This window comes from Exiguobacterium sp. s193, from assembly GCF_018618755.1.
Taxonomy (GTDB): domain Bacteria; phylum Bacillota; class Bacilli; order Exiguobacteriales; family Exiguobacteriaceae; genus Exiguobacterium_A.
This window is the reverse complement of record NZ_JACSMR010000001.1, coordinates 71,800-90,669: the sequence shown is the minus strand read 5'-3', so window position 1 is coordinate 90,669 and position 18,870 is coordinate 71,800. Positions and strand designations below refer to the sequence as shown.

24 protein-coding genes are annotated in these 18,870 nt (G+C 46.4%); 20 read left to right on the top strand and 4 right to left on the bottom strand.

Going from position 1 to position 18,870, the window contains the following annotated elements; translation table 11 throughout:
- Positions 1 to 94 precede the first annotated feature (94 nt).
- Entirely contained in the window at positions 95 to 976 is an 882-nt protein-coding gene (locus KNQ04_RS00455; protein ID WP_214846588.1) for a COX15/CtaA family protein, read from the bottom strand.
- Between the two features lie 325 nt (positions 977 to 1,301).
- On the opposite strand from KNQ04_RS00455, the gene cyoE reads away from it, so the two are divergent.
- The 9 genes from cyoE (at position 1,302) to KNQ04_RS00410 (ending at position 8,596) form a co-directional block, all read left to right on the top strand.
- Entirely contained in the window at positions 1,302 to 2,234 is a 933-nt protein-coding gene (gene cyoE / locus KNQ04_RS00450; protein ID WP_088837454.1) for a heme o synthase, read from the top strand.
- Between the two features lie 64 nt (positions 2,235 to 2,298).
- Entirely contained in the window at positions 2,299 to 3,330 is a 1,032-nt protein-coding gene (gene coxB / locus KNQ04_RS00445; RefSeq protein WP_214847364.1) for a cytochrome c oxidase subunit II, read from the top strand.
- 33 nt (positions 3,331 to 3,363) lie between these two features.
- Positions 3,364 to 5,232: a cytochrome c oxidase subunit I gene (gene ctaD, locus KNQ04_RS00440; RefSeq protein ID WP_029330935.1), complete on the top strand. Its 1,869-nt coding sequence runs from the start codon at positions 3,364 to 3,366 to the stop codon at positions 5,230 to 5,232.
- Position 5,233: 1 nt separating this feature from the next.
- Entirely contained in the window at positions 5,234 to 5,863 is a 630-nt protein-coding gene (locus KNQ04_RS00435) for a cytochrome (ubi)quinol oxidase subunit III (RefSeq protein ID WP_029330934.1), read from the top strand.
- A gap of 1 nt (position 5,864) precedes the next feature.
- Entirely contained in the window at positions 5,865 to 6,194 is a 330-nt protein-coding gene (locus KNQ04_RS00430) for a cytochrome C oxidase subunit IV family protein (protein ID WP_029330933.1), read from the top strand.
- A 131-nt stretch (positions 6,195 to 6,325) separates the two neighbouring features.
- Positions 6,326 to 7,231 carry a cytochrome c oxidase assembly factor CtaG gene (ctaG, locus tag KNQ04_RS00425; protein ID WP_214846585.1) on the top strand — a complete coding sequence of 302 codons (906 nt, stop codon included), beginning with the start codon at positions 6,326 to 6,328 and terminating at the stop codon, positions 7,229 to 7,231.
- A gap of 21 nt (positions 7,232 to 7,252) precedes the next feature.
- Entirely contained in the window at positions 7,253 to 7,714 is a 462-nt protein-coding gene (locus tag KNQ04_RS00420; protein ID WP_214846583.1) for a DUF420 domain-containing protein, read from the top strand.
- A gap of 10 nt (positions 7,715 to 7,724) precedes the next feature.
- Positions 7,725 to 8,333 carry an SCO family protein gene (locus KNQ04_RS00415; protein ID WP_353049695.1) on the top strand — a complete coding sequence of 203 codons (609 nt, stop codon included), beginning with the start codon at positions 7,725 to 7,727 and terminating at the stop codon, positions 8,331 to 8,333.
- A 5-nt stretch (positions 8,334 to 8,338) separates the two neighbouring features.
- Positions 8,339 to 8,596, top strand: a complete 258-nt coding sequence (locus KNQ04_RS00410) for a hypothetical protein (protein WP_214846579.1) — start codon at positions 8,339 to 8,341, stop codon at positions 8,594 to 8,596.
- 128 nt (positions 8,597 to 8,724) lie between these two features.
- Here KNQ04_RS00410 and KNQ04_RS00405 read toward each other — a convergent pair whose 3' ends face one another.
- Positions 8,725 to 9,075 (bottom strand): YugN family protein, encoded by a 351-nt coding sequence (locus KNQ04_RS00405; protein WP_214846578.1) that lies wholly within the window; start codon positions 9,073 to 9,075, stop codon positions 8,725 to 8,727.
- A 110-nt stretch (positions 9,076 to 9,185) separates the two neighbouring features.
- Positions 9,186 to 9,953, bottom strand: a complete 768-nt coding sequence (locus tag KNQ04_RS00400; RefSeq protein ID WP_251136806.1) for an ATP-grasp domain-containing protein — start codon at positions 9,951 to 9,953, stop codon at positions 9,186 to 9,188.
- Positions 9,954 to 10,054: 101 nt separating this feature from the next.
- Here KNQ04_RS00400 and KNQ04_RS00395 point away from each other — a divergent pair, with 101 nt between their 5' ends.
- Genes KNQ04_RS00395 through KNQ04_RS00375 form a run of 5 tightly spaced genes read left to right on the top strand, consistent with a single transcriptional unit; the run spans position 10,055 to position 12,889 of the window.
- Positions 10,055 to 10,495, top strand: coding sequence for a YlbF/YmcA family competence regulator (locus KNQ04_RS00395; protein ID WP_214846576.1), 441 nt, complete (start codon positions 10,055 to 10,057; stop codon positions 10,493 to 10,495).
- Between the two features lie 24 nt (positions 10,496 to 10,519).
- A complete protein-coding gene (locus tag KNQ04_RS00390; protein ID WP_214846575.1) occupies positions 10,520 to 10,777 on the top strand; it encodes a YlbG family protein in 258 nt (85 codons plus the stop codon).
- A 56-nt stretch (positions 10,778 to 10,833) separates the two neighbouring features.
- Positions 10,834 to 11,403: a 16S rRNA (guanine(966)-N(2))-methyltransferase RsmD gene (gene rsmD / locus KNQ04_RS00385; protein WP_214846574.1), complete on the top strand. Its 570-nt coding sequence runs from the start codon at positions 10,834 to 10,836 to the stop codon at positions 11,401 to 11,403.
- On the top strand, positions 11,400 to 11,894 hold the full coding sequence (coaD, locus tag KNQ04_RS00380) for a pantetheine-phosphate adenylyltransferase (protein WP_088837443.1): 495 nt from the start codon (positions 11,400 to 11,402) through the stop codon (positions 11,892 to 11,894). The genes rsmD and coaD overlap by 4 nt, the downstream gene beginning before the upstream one ends.
- On the top strand, positions 11,891 to 12,889 hold the full coding sequence (locus KNQ04_RS00375) for a SepM family pheromone-processing serine protease (protein WP_214846573.1): 999 nt from the start codon (positions 11,891 to 11,893) through the stop codon (positions 12,887 to 12,889). Before coaD ends, KNQ04_RS00375 begins: the two co-directional genes overlap by 4 nt.
- Here the strand turns inward: KNQ04_RS00375 and KNQ04_RS00370 are convergent.
- Entirely contained in the window at positions 12,862 to 14,013 is a 1,152-nt protein-coding gene (locus tag KNQ04_RS00370; RefSeq protein ID WP_214846572.1) for a tRNA(Met) cytidine acetate ligase, read from the bottom strand. The two genes, KNQ04_RS00375 and KNQ04_RS00370, sit on opposite strands and share 28 nt — an antisense overlap.
- A 155-nt stretch (positions 14,014 to 14,168) precedes the next feature.
- Here KNQ04_RS00370 and KNQ04_RS00365 point away from each other — a divergent pair, with 155 nt between their 5' ends.
- From KNQ04_RS00365 to rsmH, 6 genes are all read left to right on the top strand, one after another.
- The gene (locus KNQ04_RS00365; RefSeq protein WP_214846571.1) at positions 14,169 to 14,693 is read left to right on the top strand and encodes a YceD family protein; all 525 of its coding nucleotides are present in this window, start codon (positions 14,169 to 14,171) and stop codon (positions 14,691 to 14,693) included.
- Positions 14,694 to 14,738: 45 nt separating this feature from the next.
- Positions 14,739 to 14,912: a 50S ribosomal protein L32 gene (gene rpmF / locus KNQ04_RS00360; RefSeq protein WP_012370841.1), complete on the top strand. Its 174-nt coding sequence runs from the start codon at positions 14,739 to 14,741 to the stop codon at positions 14,910 to 14,912.
- Between the two features lie 87 nt (positions 14,913 to 14,999).
- Positions 15,000 to 15,821, top strand: coding sequence for a ketopantoate reductase family protein (locus tag KNQ04_RS00355; protein WP_214846569.1), 822 nt, complete (start codon positions 15,000 to 15,002; stop codon positions 15,819 to 15,821).
- Positions 15,818 to 16,174 carry a DUF3397 family protein gene (locus KNQ04_RS00350; RefSeq protein ID WP_214846567.1) on the top strand — a complete coding sequence of 119 codons (357 nt, stop codon included), beginning with the start codon at positions 15,818 to 15,820 and terminating at the stop codon, positions 16,172 to 16,174. Before KNQ04_RS00355 ends, KNQ04_RS00350 begins: the two co-directional genes overlap by 4 nt.
- 25 nt (positions 16,175 to 16,199) lie before the next feature.
- Positions 16,200 to 17,759, top strand: a complete 1,560-nt coding sequence (gene bshC / locus KNQ04_RS00345; RefSeq protein ID WP_214846565.1) for a bacillithiol biosynthesis cysteine-adding enzyme BshC — start codon at positions 16,200 to 16,202, stop codon at positions 17,757 to 17,759.
- A gap of 161 nt (positions 17,760 to 17,920) precedes the next feature.
- On the top strand, positions 17,921 to 18,859 hold the full coding sequence (gene rsmH, locus KNQ04_RS00340) for a 16S rRNA (cytosine(1402)-N(4))-methyltransferase RsmH (protein ID WP_214846564.1): 939 nt from the start codon (positions 17,921 to 17,923) through the stop codon (positions 18,857 to 18,859).
- Positions 18,860 to 18,870: the final 11 nt, after the last annotated feature.

Genomic DNA, 18,870 nt, shown 5'->3' with positions numbered 1-18,870 from the left:
CGTTTAAAATCAAGGAAAAATGGCCGATCATCCTGTAAGAAGAGGGGATGATCGGCCATTTGATTGATGAAGGACTGAGCCTTCGATTCGGGCGTTATTGATCGCGTCTCGTCCGGAACGCATGATACGTCATGTAAGACAATACACCAAAGTAACAAGTAATCAAAAATGCATGTAGGAGCGGTACATAGGTCGCGTGCCCTCCGAGGACGATCCAGGCACCGGTTGCGACTTGGCAACTGATGAAAAATGTCGCGAAAGCCATTCCCTTTTGTGTCGTCCGATTTTTTAAACGAATCGCGACGAAGTGAACATAAAGTGTGTAGAAGAACAGTAGACCGGCCATGAGACGGTGAATCATCTGGACCCATGATTCGAACGTCATCGTCGGTTGTGAACAAACTGGCCAGCCGACACACGCATATGTTGCGCCGACGTGCCGGACGTATGCGCCGGTGTAGACGACGATCAAGGTATAGGCTAAGAGACCATACAGAAGTTTCCGTAAGAATGCTGGGACCGTTTCCCTGAATTCTCGTCCCGGACGCTCGATGATCAAAATCGTCAAGATGAGCAAAGAGGCGAAGGAGATAAGTGAAATCCCGAAATGGAGTGCCATGACAAGATCAGATTGTTGCCAAACGACGGCACCTGCTCCGACGATGGACTGGATCAACATGAAGATGAAGGCAAGGAAAGCAAAAATCTTCGTATCGAGACGCTCTTTAAAAGCGACAAGTGTCCATAAACATAAGGCGATGATGAGTAACCCGACGACACCGGTTACGGCGCGGTGGCTATATTCAATCATCGTTTCAACACTAGGGTTGGTAGGAATGAGCTCTCCATGACAGAGCGGCCAATCTGTTCCACAGCCGTTCCCTGAATCAGTCTTCGTGACTGTGCCCCCCATCAACAATACGATCATCATCGTGAATGTGACGAATGCCGAAAAAATCGAAAGCTTTCGATTCAAGACACGGACACCACCTTTCTAGAAATATACAAAATACAGTCATACGCATAGCAATAGTATCGCATAAAAAATATCGAAACGCTTGCAATCTTTTAGAAGAACGCTATTCTAATATTAGGTAAATATGGTGAACTGTGAGGTTAATCACATAGATTTCACATTTTGTTCATTATGTCGAAAGTATTTTCATACGTCATGGTCCTGAATATGTGGTATCTTTTATAGAGAAAAGGACGTTTCGTGGCGTGTCTGTGTTATTTCTGTGAAGAAAATACGTGTCTCATGCGTACAGAGAGGATGCAGGCGGTTAGAAGGAGGAAACAACATGGCGAAAGTAAATGGGGAGACGCTTGACATCATGATCGAGCAAACGGATCAACCGACGTTCAAGGACTATGTCACCCTAGCAAAGATGGGGATCGTTCGCGCGAATCTCATCACCGTCTTCGCAGGTTATGTCGTGGCAGCATCTTATTTAACGGATGATGTCTTGTTATACCTGTGGCAGACGAAGTTGACACTATTGTGGACACTTCTTGGAAGTGGCCTGGTCATTGCCGGAAGTTGTTACCTCAACAATTACATTGACCGCGACATCGATTATAAGATGGAACGGACGATGGGCAGACCGAGTGTAACCGGCAAGATGGATGGACAACGCATCCTAGCATTAGGACTTGGAATACTCGCAACAGGAACGGTGCTTTTATTGATCGTCAACCATGTGGCGGCAGTGTTCGGATTGATTGGATCGTTCGTCTACGTCGTGATCTATACGATGTGGCTCAAACGGACGCATACGATCAATACGGTCGTAGGGGGTATTTCAGGAGCAGTGCCACCGATCATTGGATTTGCGGCAGTCACTCCAGCACTTCATATCGATGCCTGGATTTTATTTCTCATCATGTTCGTCTGGCAGCCGCCTCACTTCCTTGCACTCGCAATGAGACGGACGGAAGAGTACCGTGCTGCAGGTATTCCGATGTTACCGGTCGTTAATGGTTTTGCCATCACGAAACGACAAATTGTATGGTGGATTGCAGTCTTAGTCCCATCATCACTACTCTTGGCACACTATGGCATCGTCTACACGATCGTCATGGCGGCGTTAAGCGGTTACTGGCTTTACATGGGATTGAAAGGTCTCAAAATCAAGGAAAAACAAGCTGAAATTAAATGGGCATCAAAAATGTTCTTCTTCTCGCTCTTTTACTTCACAGCTTGGATCGTGACGGTCGTACTCGTTTCTCTCTAAAACGATTTGACATATTCACGTACACCATTTACGAAAGAAAAAAATTGGGGAAAAGAAAGTGGGGATGGTTGTGAAAAAATCAGGAAAAATGCTCTTCCGGCTTCTTCCGATCGGTTTGATGGCATTATTGTTATCAGGTTGTGGAATTCCGGAATTGTCCGCGCTTCAGCCTCGCGGGGAAGGCGCAGAAATGCAACTTGAGATCATCAAGCTCAGCTTATGGGTGATGTTGTTCGTCCTTGCGATCGTAGCGGTCATCTATGTTTACGTACTTATGAAATTCCGTCGTAAATCAGGAGATAACACAGTTCCGAAACAAGTCGAAGGAAATCATACGCTTGAAATCATTTGGACAGTTATTCCAATCCTTCTCTTGGTTGTTCTCGCTGTACCGACAATCAAAACAACGGTTGAATTAGCCGATGCAAAGGAAGCGAAGAAAAACGAACAAATCAATGTTACGGCAAACTTATACTGGTGGGAGTTCGAATATCCAGACAAAGGTGTTTCGACAGGACAAGAACTTGTCATCCCAGTCGGAAAACGTGTTGCTGTCAACTTGACTTCTAAAGATGTCATTCACTCATTCTGGGTGCCAGCACTTTCTGGTAAAACAGATACAAACCCAGGGCTCGATAACGAGATGTGGTTACAAGCACAAGAAGCGGGCACATACTACGGTAAGTGTGCGGAGCTGTGCGGACCTTCTCACGCATTGATGGACTTTAAAGTCATCGCACTCGAGCAAGATGATTATGATGCATGGTTAAAAGACATGAAAACTGCAAAAGAAGCAGAAACAAAACAACTCGATGCTAAAAACGAAAAAAATTGGACGACGGGCGAACAAGTTTACGCTCAAAACTGCCTCAGCTGTCACGGTGGCGGGAAAGTCGCGCCAAGCTTAACGAACTTTGGTGACCGTCAACGTATCGCAGGATACCTCGATCACGACAAAGAAAATCTCGAAAAATGGATTCGCAATCCGCAAAAAGAAAAACAAGGGACGAAAATGCCTGGTTTCTCTGAAGATAAGATTAGCGATGAAGAATTGAGTGAACTTGCAGACTACCTATTGGACAAAAAGCTCCAATAAAATTAAGGGGGAATCATAGTGGGGACACATACTATGGGTATGCCGAAGAAAAAAAGCGGCATCATGGACTGGCTAACGACAGTCGACCATAAAAAAATCGGGATTCTCTATATCATCTCTGGATTGTTCTTCCTTCTAGTAGGTGGCGTAGAAGCCTTAATGATTCGTTTTCAATTGATTAAACCGATGAATGATTTCGTCAGCGGTGAATTATTTAACCAGTTGATTACGATGCATGGTACGACGATGATCTTCTTGGCAGCGATGCCGATGTTGATCGGATACATGAACGCCGCTGTACCGCTTCAAATCGGTGCACGTGACGTTGCGTTCCCGTTTTTGAACGCACTTGGTTTTTGGTTGTTCTTCTTTGGTGGAGTACTCTTGAACTTATCATGGTTCTTTGGCGCAGCACCAAACGCAGGTTGGACAGCGTACGCACCACTTTCAACAGTCCCAGAATCACTCGGTGTTGATTTCTATTCACTCGGGTTACAGATTTCTGGTTTCGGTACACTTATGGGGGGGATTAACTTCCTCGTTACGATTTTGAACATGCGCGCACCTGGTATGAAACTGATGCGGATGCCATTGTTCACATGGACGGCGTTCGTTGCATCAGCTTTGATCGTCTTCGCATTCCCTCCGCTTACGGTCGGTTTGTTCCTCTTGACGTTTGAACGTCTTTTCGGAGCTCACTTCTTCGACCCGGCAGCTGGTGGTAACATCGTCATTTGGGAACACCTCTTCTGGATCTTCGGGCACCCGGAAGTATATATCTTGATTTTACCGGCATTTGGTATTTTCTCTGAAATCATTCCTACATTCGCACGTAAACGTCTCTTCGGTTATACGACGATGGTCTTTGCGACAATGTTGATCGGTTTCCTCGGCTTCATGGTTTGGGTTCACCACATGTTTACAGTTGGTCTCGGACCAGTCGCAAACGCAATCTTCGCTGTTGCGACGATGGCGATTGCCGTTCCGACCGGTGTTAAGATCTTTAACTGGTTGTTTACACTGTGGGGCGGTAAATTGACGTTCCCAGTTGCGATGCTTTATTCGGTCGCATTCATTCCATCATTCCTTGTTGGTGGTATGACAGGGGTCATGCTTTCAGTTGCTCCTGCCGATTATCAGTATCACGATAGCTACTTCGTTGTCGCCCACTTCCACTACGTTATCGTTGGTGGGGTCGTCTTCGGTCTCTTTGCAGGTCTTTACTACTGGTTCCCGCTCATGTTCGGGAAACAGCTCAACGAATTCTGGGGCAAGATTCAATTCTGGTTGTTCTTCATCGGCTTCCACTTGACGTTCTTCCCACAACACATTCTTGGTCTTACAGGTATGCCACGTCGTGTCTTCACGTACTTACCGAACCAAGGTTGGGAAACAATGAACTTACTATCATCCATCGGTGCAGCCTTCATGGGTGTGTCGACAATCATCCTTGTTGTTTCAATCGTCGCAGCATTGATGTCGAAAGAATACGTAAAACGTGATGTTTGGGGTGACGGCCGTACCCTCGAGTGGACACTTCCGGTTCCGACTCCAGAGTACAACTTTGCACAAACACCACTCGTCAAAGGACTCGACACGTACTGGCTCGAAAAAATGGCTGGAAACAAAACAGTTTCTGTATCGGAAGAAGTCGGCGATATCCACATGCCGAACAACTCGATTTTGCCATTCGTCATGTCAGTTGGCTTGTTCCTTGCAGGTCTTGGATTCATTCTTCGTCTTGACTACGGAACAGTCGGTCTTGTCATCGCCTTGATTGGTCTTGCGATGACACTCTTCGCGATGTTCCTACGTTCTTGGATTGACGATGAAGGATACTACATCCCGAAATCAGTCATCGAAGAAGATCTACGCCTTGAAGCTGAAAAGGAGGCGAAGTAAGATGGGTCATCATTCAGTACCAAACAACCCAGTGACTGGTATTCCAGATCATGTTGAAAAAGCAACACTTGAGGGTAAGAATAAATATGTAGCTTTCTGGTTCTTCCTTGGAGGCGAGACGACATTGTTCGCCTCTCTCTTCGGAACATACATCGGATTGCACAACTCAGGCGCAAAAGAAGGATTACGGAGTTACGACATCTTTGAGATGGAACTTGTCTTCATTATGACGATGCTACTTCTTACGAGTTCATTGACAAGTGTTCTCGCGATGATGGCGATGAAACGTAATGATGTCGCGAAAATGAAGATGTGGCTTATTATTACGCTTGTTCTCGGTCTAGCATTCCTCGCTGGTGAGATTTATGAGTTTAATCACTATTACCATATCGGTCATACGTTTACGTCAAGCGCATTCGGTTCAGCGTTCTACACACTCGTCGGGTTCCACGGGGCGCACGTCTTGTTCGGTCTTCTCTGGATTTCGACATTGCTGATCCGGAACTGGAAACGCGGTATCACGGTCGTCAACGCACCGAAGTATTATGTTTCAAGTCTTTACTGGCACTTCATTGATGTCGTCTGGGTCTTTATCTTCTCAGTCGTCTACCTCATGGGGATGGTGAAATAAGATGGAAAAACACGAACCACAAGTGACACGTAACCAGTTAGAATTAGAAATGAAAGCTGATCGTAGCCGCGAAATGCAGCTGCAATTAATCAGCTTCGCACTGATGATTTTCTTGACGTTGATCGCTTTCGGCGCAGTGATGGCAGAACTTATGCCTCACTGGGCTGCAGGTGGATTCCTCGTGATCATGGCAATCGTCCAGGTCTACCTCCAGTTGTATATGTTCATGCATATGAACAACAAAGGGAACACATGGATTAAAGTCATGATGGCGCTCGGTATCTTTGTCGCATTGACAATCGTCGCGACACTTCGCCTTCTCATCTGGTAAAAAATTGTGACCATTCTGCTAACGTTTAGCAGGATGGTCTTTTATTTTGGAATCGTTTTATGAGAAACCTTTACAATGAAATAGGGGAACGGTAATCTTAGTTTGTAGGAAACAGGAACGGGGTGAGAAATATGTTAGGCAATTTAAGGGGTGCTTTATCGCAATTCGATTGGACCGTCTTGTGGAGCCCGTATTACGCGTTACTCTTGATCGGTCTTTACGTATTGTATGCATTCATTACTGAAAAAATTAGACGACCAGACGAGGCAGAAACAACGTTAGCACAGAAGTTCATGATGCTAGCAGCTTTATTCGTCTACTATATTGGCTTTGGTAGTCCGCTTGATGTGTTAGCGCATATTACGTTCTCTGCGCATATGCTACAGATGGTCTTCGTCTATATGGTGGCACCGCCACTTTTGATGCTAGCGATTCCGGGTTGGGCATTTAAACGGTTGTTCGGTGTCCCGTACTTAGGAAAGATGCTACGTTTCTTTACGTTGCCATTGATCGCACTGATCGTATTCAATTCGTTGTTTACGTTTTACCACATGCCGTTCATCTTTGATTACGTCTTGACGAACTATACGGTTCACCGTTTGTTCCACGGGACATTAATTTTCCTCAGCATGACGATGTGGTATCCAATCATCGCACCCGTCAACGAAGAAGACAGTCTATCCGATTTGAAGAAGATGGTCTATATCGTTGCGAACGGCGTCCTCTTGACACCTGCTTGTGCGTTCATGATCTTCAGTCAGAGCTTCCAATACGATGCCTATCAAGATCCGGCGACGTTCGCAAAAGTCTTGGCTTACTGTCTACCGAATAATGATGTGAGTGGTTTGAACATGGAACGGTTATTTGGAACAACAAAAGATTTACTCGAAGATCAACGGTTCGGCGGCGTCTTGATGAAACTCGGACAAGAACTCGTCTACGGAATCTTCTTCGGTTTGACCTTCTTTACGTGGGTGAGACGATCAAAAAGTACTGCTGTCGACGAAGGTATGTCCTTCTCGCCAAAAGCGGATTAAGTAAATGGAGGAAGTCTGAAAATGAGCTATTTGCCGTTGATTTGTGTTTCTTTGATTGTCATCAGTGCGATTTTTGTAGCGATTGGCTGGTTCTTGATTGCGCAGACCCGCCGGAACATGGGGGCGCATAAAGTGGTGATGAACATTGCTGCTGCACTGGCTCTGTTGTTCTTCATCATGTACGCGCTCCGGACGATTCTACTTGGTAATACGGCGTTCGGAGGGCCAGATTCGGTCAAACCGTACTACACAGGATTTTTAATTTTTCATATTTTGCTAGCGACGTCCGGTGGGATTCTCGGCTTGATTGCCTTGTTTTATGCGTATAAACAAAATTTCGCACGCCACCGCAAAATCGGTCCAAAAGCATCCGTCATCTGGTTTTTGACGGCAATCACAGGAGTGCTTGTCTATTGTCTCCTTTATGTCGTGTATGAACCAGGCGAAACGACGAATGTATTCCGTGCGATTTGGAATCACTAAGGGGGAAATCGTGTTGAAAAAAAATAGTTACTTGACGGTTGCTGCCGTCGTTTTGATTTTGGTCGCCGCTGCAGGTGGTTATTATTATTTCTTCATGAAAGAAAAGCTACCTGTGATCGCTGAACCAACACCATTTGAATTGACGAATGCCGTCAATGGAAAAACATTTGATTCAGAAGATGGTAAAGTAAAAGTCTTGACGTTCTTTTATTCGAATTGTCCTGATATTTGTCCGTTGACGTTAAATGATTACCGGAAGCTCGAGAAAAAATTACGTGCCGAAGAGTTGTACGGAACGGACGTTGAACTCGTTGCTGTGACGGTCGACCCTAAAGTCGATACACCAAAAGTCTTGAAAAAGTATGCCGCTAACTTTGAAGCGAATCCTGAAGGCTGGAAAGTCTTGACGGGGGACGAGGTCGTCATCGACCGTCTGACACGCCAACTGAACTTTTATTACTCGAAAGCGGAGAGCGGTCTCGTCACGCACGGGACACAAATGTTCATTCTTGACCGAGACAACAAGGTTCGTGCCATCTCTTCAATGGCGAAGACACCTGACGAACCGGTTGATCTAGAGGAAGTCATGACATCGGTCAAACAACTTGCGAAGGAGTGATCATCTTGGTTGAGGAGTACGAAAACAAAGGCGAAGTGACCGTTTCGATGCAAGCCATCGAAGAATTATTGTTATGTGCCATCATTGAATTTGGAGCAGTTTGTACACGGATTAAGCGGCTCCCGACGGAAGGGGTGGGCTTTAGCCTGAAGGTCACGGCGACAGCACAGCAATTGCCTGGGTTGTACCGCGGATTACGGGAACAAGTCAGCTTACAACTCGGAGACGGGGTAGTCGATTACCTCCAACTGGTCACAAAATGAATCGCTAAAAACGAAAACGCCGCTGATTCCGTTCATGATACGGAGTCAGCGGCGTTTTCTATTCTTGTTCCCATAACACCCTCAAATATAAAAAACCGTTCCTTGTCGCAGGAACGGTTGAGTAAAACTTATTTTTCGAGTGTTTCGAGCAAGCCTGTTAGGCGGCGCTCACAGTCTTTGACGATTTCAGGCGGGAACTCTTCGTCGTATTCAACACCGTGCGGATAATAGTGTTTTCCGAGAAGTGGTGTCATCATACGGACGATCGCGTGACGATCTTCGATTTCACCTTGAATCGCATAAACTGGAATCCGGAGATAGAAGACCTCACCTGTTGATTGTTTTTCGTACTTCATGTCATACATCGCACGCTCATAATCCCACTGTCCTTCACGGACGAAACGATGGTGGTCCATGATCGTTTCAAGTAAACCAAACTTGATTTCTTTGCCTTCGATGCCGAATTGTTCAAACTTCATGTTTGAATCCCCCTATACCCCAGTTTGCTAGTAGATACTAGTCTTTCCAAACTATCATACCATAATGAATGATCCGATAAAGTAAAAGTTGTGAAGTCAATTTGAAGAATTCATGAACTCTTATATTTTCGTTCGACGTATTCAAGAATCGTATCCGGTGCATGGATTCCGAGATGGTTCAAACCTTCACCGCCGAAAAAGACATTAAATTCAAGAATGTAGATTTTTCCGTCGCGGAAAATCAAGTCAAAACCGGCATGATCGATATCGAGCCGTTTAGCGAGTGCGAGTACGAAATCAAGGGCCTCTTGCGGGATGTTCTCGAAATCAAGGACCCCGCCCTGGGCGACATTATTTAAAAACTGAGCGCCGCCGACACGCCAGTAGGCAGCAAGGACTTGATCACCGATGACGACGACACGGAGGTCTTTTTCGTTCGGGATGTATTCCTGGACGTAAAACGTCTCGTGCTGGTCCGTGTATTTTTTCCAGTCTACTTCATCTTTTATTAAGTGGACCCCTTGTCCCATTGAACTGCGGACGGTCTTTGCGACGAAGGGAAACGAAAATTCTTCCAAGACCCGTGTCACGGTGAATTCATTTTTTCCGTAAATACCAGTCCGGGGGATGTTGTCCGGAATCACGGTCTTAAAGATCCGTGTCATCTCGATTTTGTCGTGACCGAGATGGAATGTCGCGGCGGACGGAAAAATCGGTTTTTTCATCCCGTAGATGATGGAGTGGATTTGCCAATACTCGGGGAACAAAACGACGTCCGCTTTGGCGATTTTATCGAGCGAATCAAAGTGATAGTCTGACTTCGCATGATCGGTTTTAATCCCGATCGTCCGAAACATATTAAATGATAGAAATTGCATACAATTCACTCCTTCCTTCTGAACAAAGTATACACAATTCAGCGTGCTAGGAGCGAGTTAAATGTTATGATATGATGGTGAAGTCAAGGAGGAGATTCGTTGTGATTTATTCTGATAAAACGATAGACCTCATTAACGCTGCGGAAGAACTTACATCCGCTCTCTCGCAAAGCGAAACAGGTCAAGCATATATACGTGCGAAGCGTGCTCGCGCACATTCAGCCCAAGCACAAGATGTCATCCGCGATTTTAATCGCATCAAGGAAGAATATGAGCTAGTCCAGCGTTTTGGCAGATACCACCCGGACTATCAAACCATCACGAAAAAAGTACATGAAGTCAAGCGGGCGCTCGATCTGCAAGAAGAGGTCGCGACGTTCAAAAAAGCGGAAAAACAATTAGAGACGCTACTCGGTCAGATTAGTTTAAAACTTGCTGGAGAAGTCTCACCTCAAATCAAGGTTCCGACGGGAAATCCATTTTTCGATCAAGGATGTGCAGGTGGATGTTCGACCGGAGGTAGTTGTAGCTGTAGCGGCTAATGCCGAACAAGGGAGGAACGGTGCGTGATCAAGGAACGAATTGGACTGATCGTCTACGTCAACGCGATGAAAGCGTCGCGTCAATTACGCCGATTTGGAAATGTTTATTTTACATCGAAACGAGAAAAATATGTGTTTTTATATGTTGATTTGGAACAGTATGAACGTTCAGTCGAAACGATTGCTGCATTGCCTTTCGTCGAATCTGTTCTTCGTTCAGAACGACCATTCATTACCGAGACATACGCAAACAAAAAAGGTAAAATGCAAGAAGAAGTATAAACGTTGGAGCGATGAGGACATCCTCGTCGCTCTTTTTTGAAGGGAAGGAAAAGAGGATGCGAGTCATTTCTGGGGAACGAAAAGGAACGAAAATTAAAGCAGTACCAGGGGATAATACACGACCGACGACAGATAAGGTCAAGGAATCCTTATTCAACGTCATCGGCCCTTATTTTAACGGAGGACGTGCGCTTGATCTTTTTGCGGGGAGCGGAGGTTTGGGAATCGAAGCATTGTCCCGTGGTTGTGAGGAAGCTGTTTTCGTTGATCAACACTTTAAAGCGATTCAAACGATTCAAGATAACTTAGTGACGACACATTTGACGGAGAGAAGCCGCGTCTTGAAAAAGGACGTATCGGTCGCTTTAACGGAACTCGCGTCGGAAGAGCCCTTTAAACTCATTTTCCTTGATCCGCCATATGCCAAGGAGCGACTCGTCGAACAGGTCACATTCATCGAACAACACGACATGTTGACCGATAACGGCGTCGTCGTCTGCGAGCATGGATCAGAAATTGAATTACCTGACCGAATTGGTCGACTTGAAGTGGTGAAACGGATGCGCTACTCGACCGTCATTTCGATCACCTTGTATGAATTCATTGAAGCGGAGGAACAAGCATGAAACGTATCGCCATCTGCCCGGGGAGCTTTGACCCCATCACGAACGGTCATCTTGACATCATCGAACGTGCGGCACCGATTTTTGACGAAATCATCGTCGCCGTATTAAATAACTCGTCAAAACAGCCCTTATTTTCAGTGAAAGAACGTATGGAATTAATTTCTGAAGTGACAGAACACTTGCCCCACATTAAAGTCGACTCGTTTAACGGGTTGCTTGTCGATTATGCGGCAGAGGTTGGAGCGACAGCGATCGTCCGCGGTCTCCGTGCCGTATCGGATTTCGAATATGAAATGCAAGTGGCCTCGATCAATAAAAAGATGAATGATCAAATTGAGACATTGTTCATGATGACGAGTAATCAATATTCGTTTCTCAGTTCCTCCATCGTCAAGGAAGCGGCGAAATACGGGGCGTCCGTCGCAGGACTCGTCCCGCCGCCTGTCGAAGAAGCACTGCGTCAGAAATATGCAAAAGGGGAATTGAAATGAAATCCTGGAAACCAGCCCTCGCTGCGATCGTCGCAGCATTGATTGTCTTTTTTGTTCCGTTGCCGTATTTCATTTCCTATCCTGGGGATGCAACATCGACGGAACAAATCGTTGATGTGTCCGGTGCGACAAAAGAGCCCGGTGACTTGATGATGTTGACCGTCGCGCAACGACGGGCGACACCATATTTTCTAGTCGAAAGTTTATTTTTACCTTTTTCTGAAACGTCTGATGTCAGTGACTATTTGTATGACGGGGAATCAGACGCGCAGTATGAGAAACGACAACAACTATACATGGAAGAAGCACAACATAATGCGATGATTGAAGGATATGAACTCGCGGATAAAAAGGTGACGGTCGACTTCGAAGGGATTTATGTCTCGGGCATCATTACTGACGGACCAGCAGACGGGAAGTTACGTGCTGGAGACCAGATCGTCGCGGTTGACGAGGTCACACTCGAATCACTCGGCGGCTTCATGAAAACGATTGGTTCAAAGAAATCAGGGACGGACGTGAAGGTCACATTTGAACGCGCGAAGAAAACGAAGACGACGACAATTAAAATCGGCAAGCTTGCGAAAGACTCAGACCAGGTCGGTCTCGGCATCTATGAACCGCTTCCGATGTCTGACGTCAAAACGGATCCAGAAGTCGAATTCCATTTAGAAAACGTCGGTGGTCCTTCAGCTGGAATGATGTTCACACTTGAAATCTATGATCAGTTGACGAAGGGTGACTTAGCGAAAGGTCATAAAATCGCCGGTACCGGTACGATTGAAGAGGGGGGACAAGTCGGCCCGATTGGCGGTGCGTGGCAAAAAGTGGTCGCAGCAGATGAAGCGGAAGCAGAAATCATGTTTGTTCCAGCGGGTTCGAACTATAAAGAAGCAAAACCGTCCATTAAAAAACTCGGGACGAAGATGAAGCTCGTCCCGATCAAAACGGTTGAAGATGCACTGGATTATTTAGAAGAACTACCAGAAAAATGAGCAAACCGACGATGTTCTTCAAGTTGGTCATAGAGAGCCAAGGGAACGGCGTAAGCTGCCGTGACCTGGCTCTCTTTTATGAGCCAAGGATGTGCTTCGAACGTACTCATGATCGGAATACGTTGCTTGATCTGTCGTAGCGCTTGCCGACCTAGTGTGTTAAAGGCAAGCGGGCGAACGTAATCAATTTGATGAAAGTCGATTTGCTCGATTTCTTCCTTCATCGTCGACGTCAATAAATAAATCAATGTCCGTTGTAAGCTCGTCCGGGTATAGCGACGCGTCTTGACGAATGTCATGAAGGCGTCAAACGTCGAAGCCCGTCGCGCACCTTCTGCGAGTCGAGGGGCGAGTGACGCGTCAATCCCGTTAAATTGAGTCAAGACGTCGATATGCGTCGTCAGAAGGCGATGGCGGATAAAAGGATAGTACGGTTCAAATGAAGCGAAGGTCGCATCGTGGAGCACGCTAGCGGTCTCTTTCGGAATCCCCATCAATTGTCCTGTTTGTTTGTGATGGGTACGAATCGCCGTCGCGCTCATGATATCGCCGGTTGACAGATCATGATATCCACTCCCGACCCGTTTTGTCGTATGTAAGGAGATACGTGACGCGGCACGGGCGTAATAATAGCCGAGTGTATTGTTCGGTGTCGTCAAATCGAGCGTCGTCGTCATCGCACGGAACGCTTGACTGGCTGCCATCGCCGAGGAAAGACCACGTGCGAGTCCCTCTTTAACGAGACGTTGATAGGCAGGTGTCTGCTCCTGATTTTCAGCGGCAGCCGTAAGGAAGGGCTCAATTTCTCCGCATTCGCTCCCGAACGAGAGGGACGTTGCCCCGATCGACTCAGCAATCGTTACGCCGCCTTGAGCAAACCGATCGGCTCGTTGAACGGCAAAATAAAAGGGGAGCTCTAAGACGAGGTCGATTTCCCCACTCGCGACGGCGGCTTGTGCGCGCGTCCACTTGTCGCTAAACGCTGGTTCCCCGCGCTGCATGAACGTCCCGCTCATGATGGCGACGACCAAATCGGCATCGGTTTCCTCACGGGCGATTTTTGCTTGATAGAGGTGTCCGTTATGAAATGGATTGTACTCTGAAATAATTGCTGTCATCTTCATGAAACTTTCTCCTTTGCAAACGGAATTAAGTGCGGTAATATGGATGAAGACGTCCGAAAGTGTTCGTTCTCTAGCGATTTCAGTGTAAAGAAAAAACATTGACAAAACAAGATGTCCTCTCTATAATTCATATTGTTGCAATTGAGGTGATTCGGATGAAATGGTCCCTGATGCAATTGAATAAATTGCGCAATCTGGGTCAACTTCAGGTTAACGAGACGATTGAGCTTCCTGAGCTCATCGCCCTCCATCCGGATATCCGGGCGGTGCAACCTGTGCACATTCGTGCAAATGCATCGTTTACATCGAATCAATTAATATTCAATCTCCGGATTACTGGCGAAATGACGCTTCCGGATGCCCGGACGCTAAATGATGTCGCGTACCCGTTCGAGATTGAATCCATCGAGTCGTTCCTGCTCGAAGTTGATGCTGCTCCGATTGATTCGGACGATATCAATTTACCGAACGGGAATACGGTTGATCTTCAACCACTCGTGCAAGAATTGATTTTACTTCATGTGCCAGTGCAAGTGCATGGGGATGATGAAGAAAATCAGTTGGTTCAAGGGGAAGGTTGGACGGTTCTTTCAGAAGAATCTCCAGAAGAAGCTGAACCAAAAATTGATCCGCGACTTGCGGGTCTCGCTCAGTTCTTTAAAAAAGATCAGGATTCCTAATCTTTTCATAAAGGCGAGTGTATTTTTTCAAGGAGGTGGACAACGATGGCAGTACCATTCCGCAGAACGTCGAAAACACGCAAACGTCTTCGCCGTACTCATTTCAAACTCCGTGTACCAGGTATGGTCGAGTGCCCAAACTGTGGTGAAATGAAACTTTCACACCGCGTTTGTAAAGCATGTGGCTCGTACAAAGGTAAAGAAATCGTCAGCAAGTAAGCTGATTGATCGGTATAAAAGCGACCTTAAAATCGAGAAATCGGTTTTACAGGTCGTTTTTTTGATATATAAAGGAGTGATTCAACGATGAGCAAAATTGGAATCATCGGAGCAGGCGCCGTCGGACTTTTGATTGCCTCCTATTTAGCAGAACGCCACGAAATTACGTTATATACACGGCGAGTCAACGATGGATTTAAACGAATCGTTCGTGATGATAAACCAAGTGCCGCTATAAAGGTTCAGCCGATCACTGGTTTCGAGTCGCAGGACTTGGTATTCGTCACGACAAAGTCGTATGATATAAAAAGTGTGATTCCTTATTTAAAGCACGAGACAGCACCCGTCGTTTTTTTACAAAATGGCATGGGGCATCTCGATGCGGCACGGAGCTTACGTAACGCAATGTTCGGCGTCGTCGAGCATGGTGCGATGAAAGTCGGACCTTATGAAGTGAAGCATACCGGAAAGGGACGGATTCGGTACGGGAATCAAGTGCTTCCGATGCTTGAACGTGACGCGTTACGGTTTGAGCACGTCACGGACATCGAGGACGTCATGTTGACGAAATTATTCATGAATGCCGTCATCAACCCATTGACAGCGTATCACCGTATCGAAAACGGCCGTTTGTTAGACGAACCGTTTGCCTCGAAAGCGCGGTCGGTTTTTGCTGAACTGCAAAGTGTTTTTCCGAATCATGAAATCAAGTATGAAGAAATCGAACAGATTCTAAAGACGACCCGCCTCAATCGGTCATCGATGCTACGCGACATCGAACAAAGCCGCTTGACGGAAATCGAACCGATCGTCGGCTACGTCCTGCGACAGGCAACACGACCAACACCAGTCTTACGCTATTATTTTGAGCAGATTAAACGTCAAGAGCAGGGGGAGGATTTGCTGTGACGGTGTTTATCGTATTCCCGCTGTTCAGTCTCATCGTCCTCTATCTCTTGTTTTTATTAATGTTTCGTCGGCATGGCAAAGCTGTACGATGGGCACTCGATCTCGGTACATTCATCGTACTTTACGCCATCCACGTCTCCTTGATTGCGTTGACGGGGCATAACTACTTAGGGTGGTTACTGATCACGTTGTTGTTCATTTTTGCGATGAATGCATTGTGGCAACGAATTCGGAAGGTCGATGTCGATTATGTGCAAATGATTCGGCACAGTTGGCGGATCATCGTTTTCATCGCCTTGCCGGTACACTTCATTTTGTTTGGAATCGGAATTCATCAACTCTTCATCAGTTGATTATGTAAGAAAGAAGGGATTTTGTTTGAAGGTACAATCATTTCACGCCTTATACGAAGAACGCTCATTGATGCATGCGGCAACAAGCGCGGACTTCTCTAAATATGTTGACCATATCGGGGCAGAGGGGATGCAAACGCGGAGTCAGCTTTTGCGCGATCGCCAGTACCCCCACCTTGATTTGCTCGTCGACGAACTCATTCGTCAAAATCCTCGGATGACAGAGACCGTCAAAATGCGGCTTGAGCGCTTGCGGACGGGTGAGGCGCAGGTCGTCGTCACGGGACAGCAAACGGGAATTTTCGGTGGACCGTTGTACGCCATCTATAAACTATTGACCTGTCTCAAGGTCGCAAAGCAAGCAGAGGCGCAACTCGATGTACCTGTTGTTCCGATTTTTTGGCTCGCGACCGAAGATCACGACTTTGATGAAATCAATCATCTGTTTGTACCGACGGCAGAGTATCAGCCACGTAAGTTATCGGTCGCACCGAAGGATACGATTCAACGGTCCGTCAGTCGGATGACACTAGACCGGGACGCCGTCAAACAAGTCCTCCATGACGCGTTACGTGCCGAGCGAGAGACAGCGCATACGAAGGAACTGGTAGCATTGACGGAACGGCTGCTTGAGGAGCAGACGACGTACGGAGGGTTTTTCGCAGCCTTGTACGGCGAACTCGTTCAACATGATGTCGTCTTCTTTGACGCTGATACGAAAGCCGTCCGAGAACTTGAAATTCCGTTTTTCGAACAATTGATTCAAGATAACGAAGAAATTCGTCACGCGTTGACGGAGGGGATTCGACAAACGACGGATTTACCGGACACGTTCTTAAATGAAGAGGCAGCCCATCTGTTCGTCGAAGATATCGGACGTGATCTGTTGTATCCGGGCGAGGACTTCGTGACGAAACAAGGCAAAACATACACGGAGCTTGAGTTGCTCGCATTACTGTATGCTAGCCCGGAACGGTTCTCAAATAGTGTCGTCACGCGTCCCTTGATGCAGGATTACTTATTCCCGACGCTTGCCTATATCGGAGGTCCTGGAGAAATTGCTTACTGGACAAGACTTCGTCCATTGTTCCACCACTTCAATTGGACGATGCCGCTGTTGATTCCACGGATGGGGGCAGTCATGTTGCAAGCGCGGGATGAGAAGTTGCTTCGCCGCTACGACGTGTCGCTCGAACACGCCTTACGGGATGGAATTTCGATTGAACCGTTTGACGCGACGGCGATCACAAGTCAGTTACATGCTTCGCATATCCTAGGAAGTGCGTTGATTCAAGAGATTGAACAAGTGGAACGGGCCAATTCGAAAAACTTGTCAGCGACAAAAAAGTTAAATAAACAGATTCAACTCGCAATCGAAACCGTCGTGACACAAGAACGGCGAAAATATGAACGCCTCGTGCGGACGAAACGGTCACTCAACTATCAATTGTTACCGGGGGGTTCACCACAAGAGCGGATGCATTCGGTGTTACCATGGCTCAATCGCTATGGTCTCGACTTGATTCAAACGCTTCGTTCGGAATATGAACGGACCGATGCCGAACAATTGAAAATCTTGCTCTAAACCTGCTGAAAATAGCAGGTTTTTTTGTTTTTTTAGCGAAAGATACACAAAAGTTAAATAAATCAAGGAAACTGTCTCATTTTCGTAACGTTTTCAAGAAAGAATGTGATACATTGAAAAAGAGTAACGTCCATCTTGGACACTGAAAGGTGAGGCAGGACATGTTTGAACACGAAACGGTATTAAAATGGGAATCCATTAAAGGATTAAATATTAAACCTGACGGGATTTATGTAGATTGTACGTTAGGCGGAGCAGGGCACAGCGAAGAAATCGTCAAGCAATTGACGACAGGACATCTCTATGCGTTCGACCAAGATGATGTTGCACTTGCACACGCGGAGGAACGTCTTGCAGCCTATGCAGGTCGCTTCACGTTAATTAAAAGCAATTTTGTTCATTTACAAGAAAAGTTACACGATCTCGGTGTGATGAAAGTAGACGGTATTTTGTTTGACCTCGGTGTCTCTTCACCGCAACTCGATGAAGGGGAACGCGGATTTAGCTACAATTTTGATGCCCGCCTCGATATGCGAATGGATCAAACGTCATCGTTGTCAGCATATGAAGTCGTCAACGACTGGCCCTACAATGATCTTGTTCGGATTTTCTTTACATATGGAGAAGAAAAATTCTCGAAGCAGATTGCAAGAAAAATTGAAAAAGCACGTGAAGAGGGACCAATCACGACGACGTTTGAACTTGTCGAATTGATTAAGGACGCGATTCCGGCGCCAGCCCGCCGTAAAGGTGGTCATCCGGCGAAGCGGACGTTCCAAGCGATTCGGATTGCTGTCAATGATGAATTGAATGTCTTCGATCGTGCCGTCTATCAAGCGATTGATTTACTCGCTGTCGGTGGTCGTCTTTGTGTCATCACGTTCCATTCGTTAGAGGACCGTATGTGTAAACTAGCGTTCAAGGAAAAATCGTCGTTACCTGAATTACCACAAGGGTTACCGATGATTCCGAAAGAGTTCGAACCGGAACTTCGTCTCGTCACACGTAAGCCGATTACGGCGGGAGATGATGAACTTGACGACAATCGTCGTTCACGTTCCGCTAAGTTACGAATTGTCGAAAAAATGAAAGAAAGTTGAGAGGAGCATTC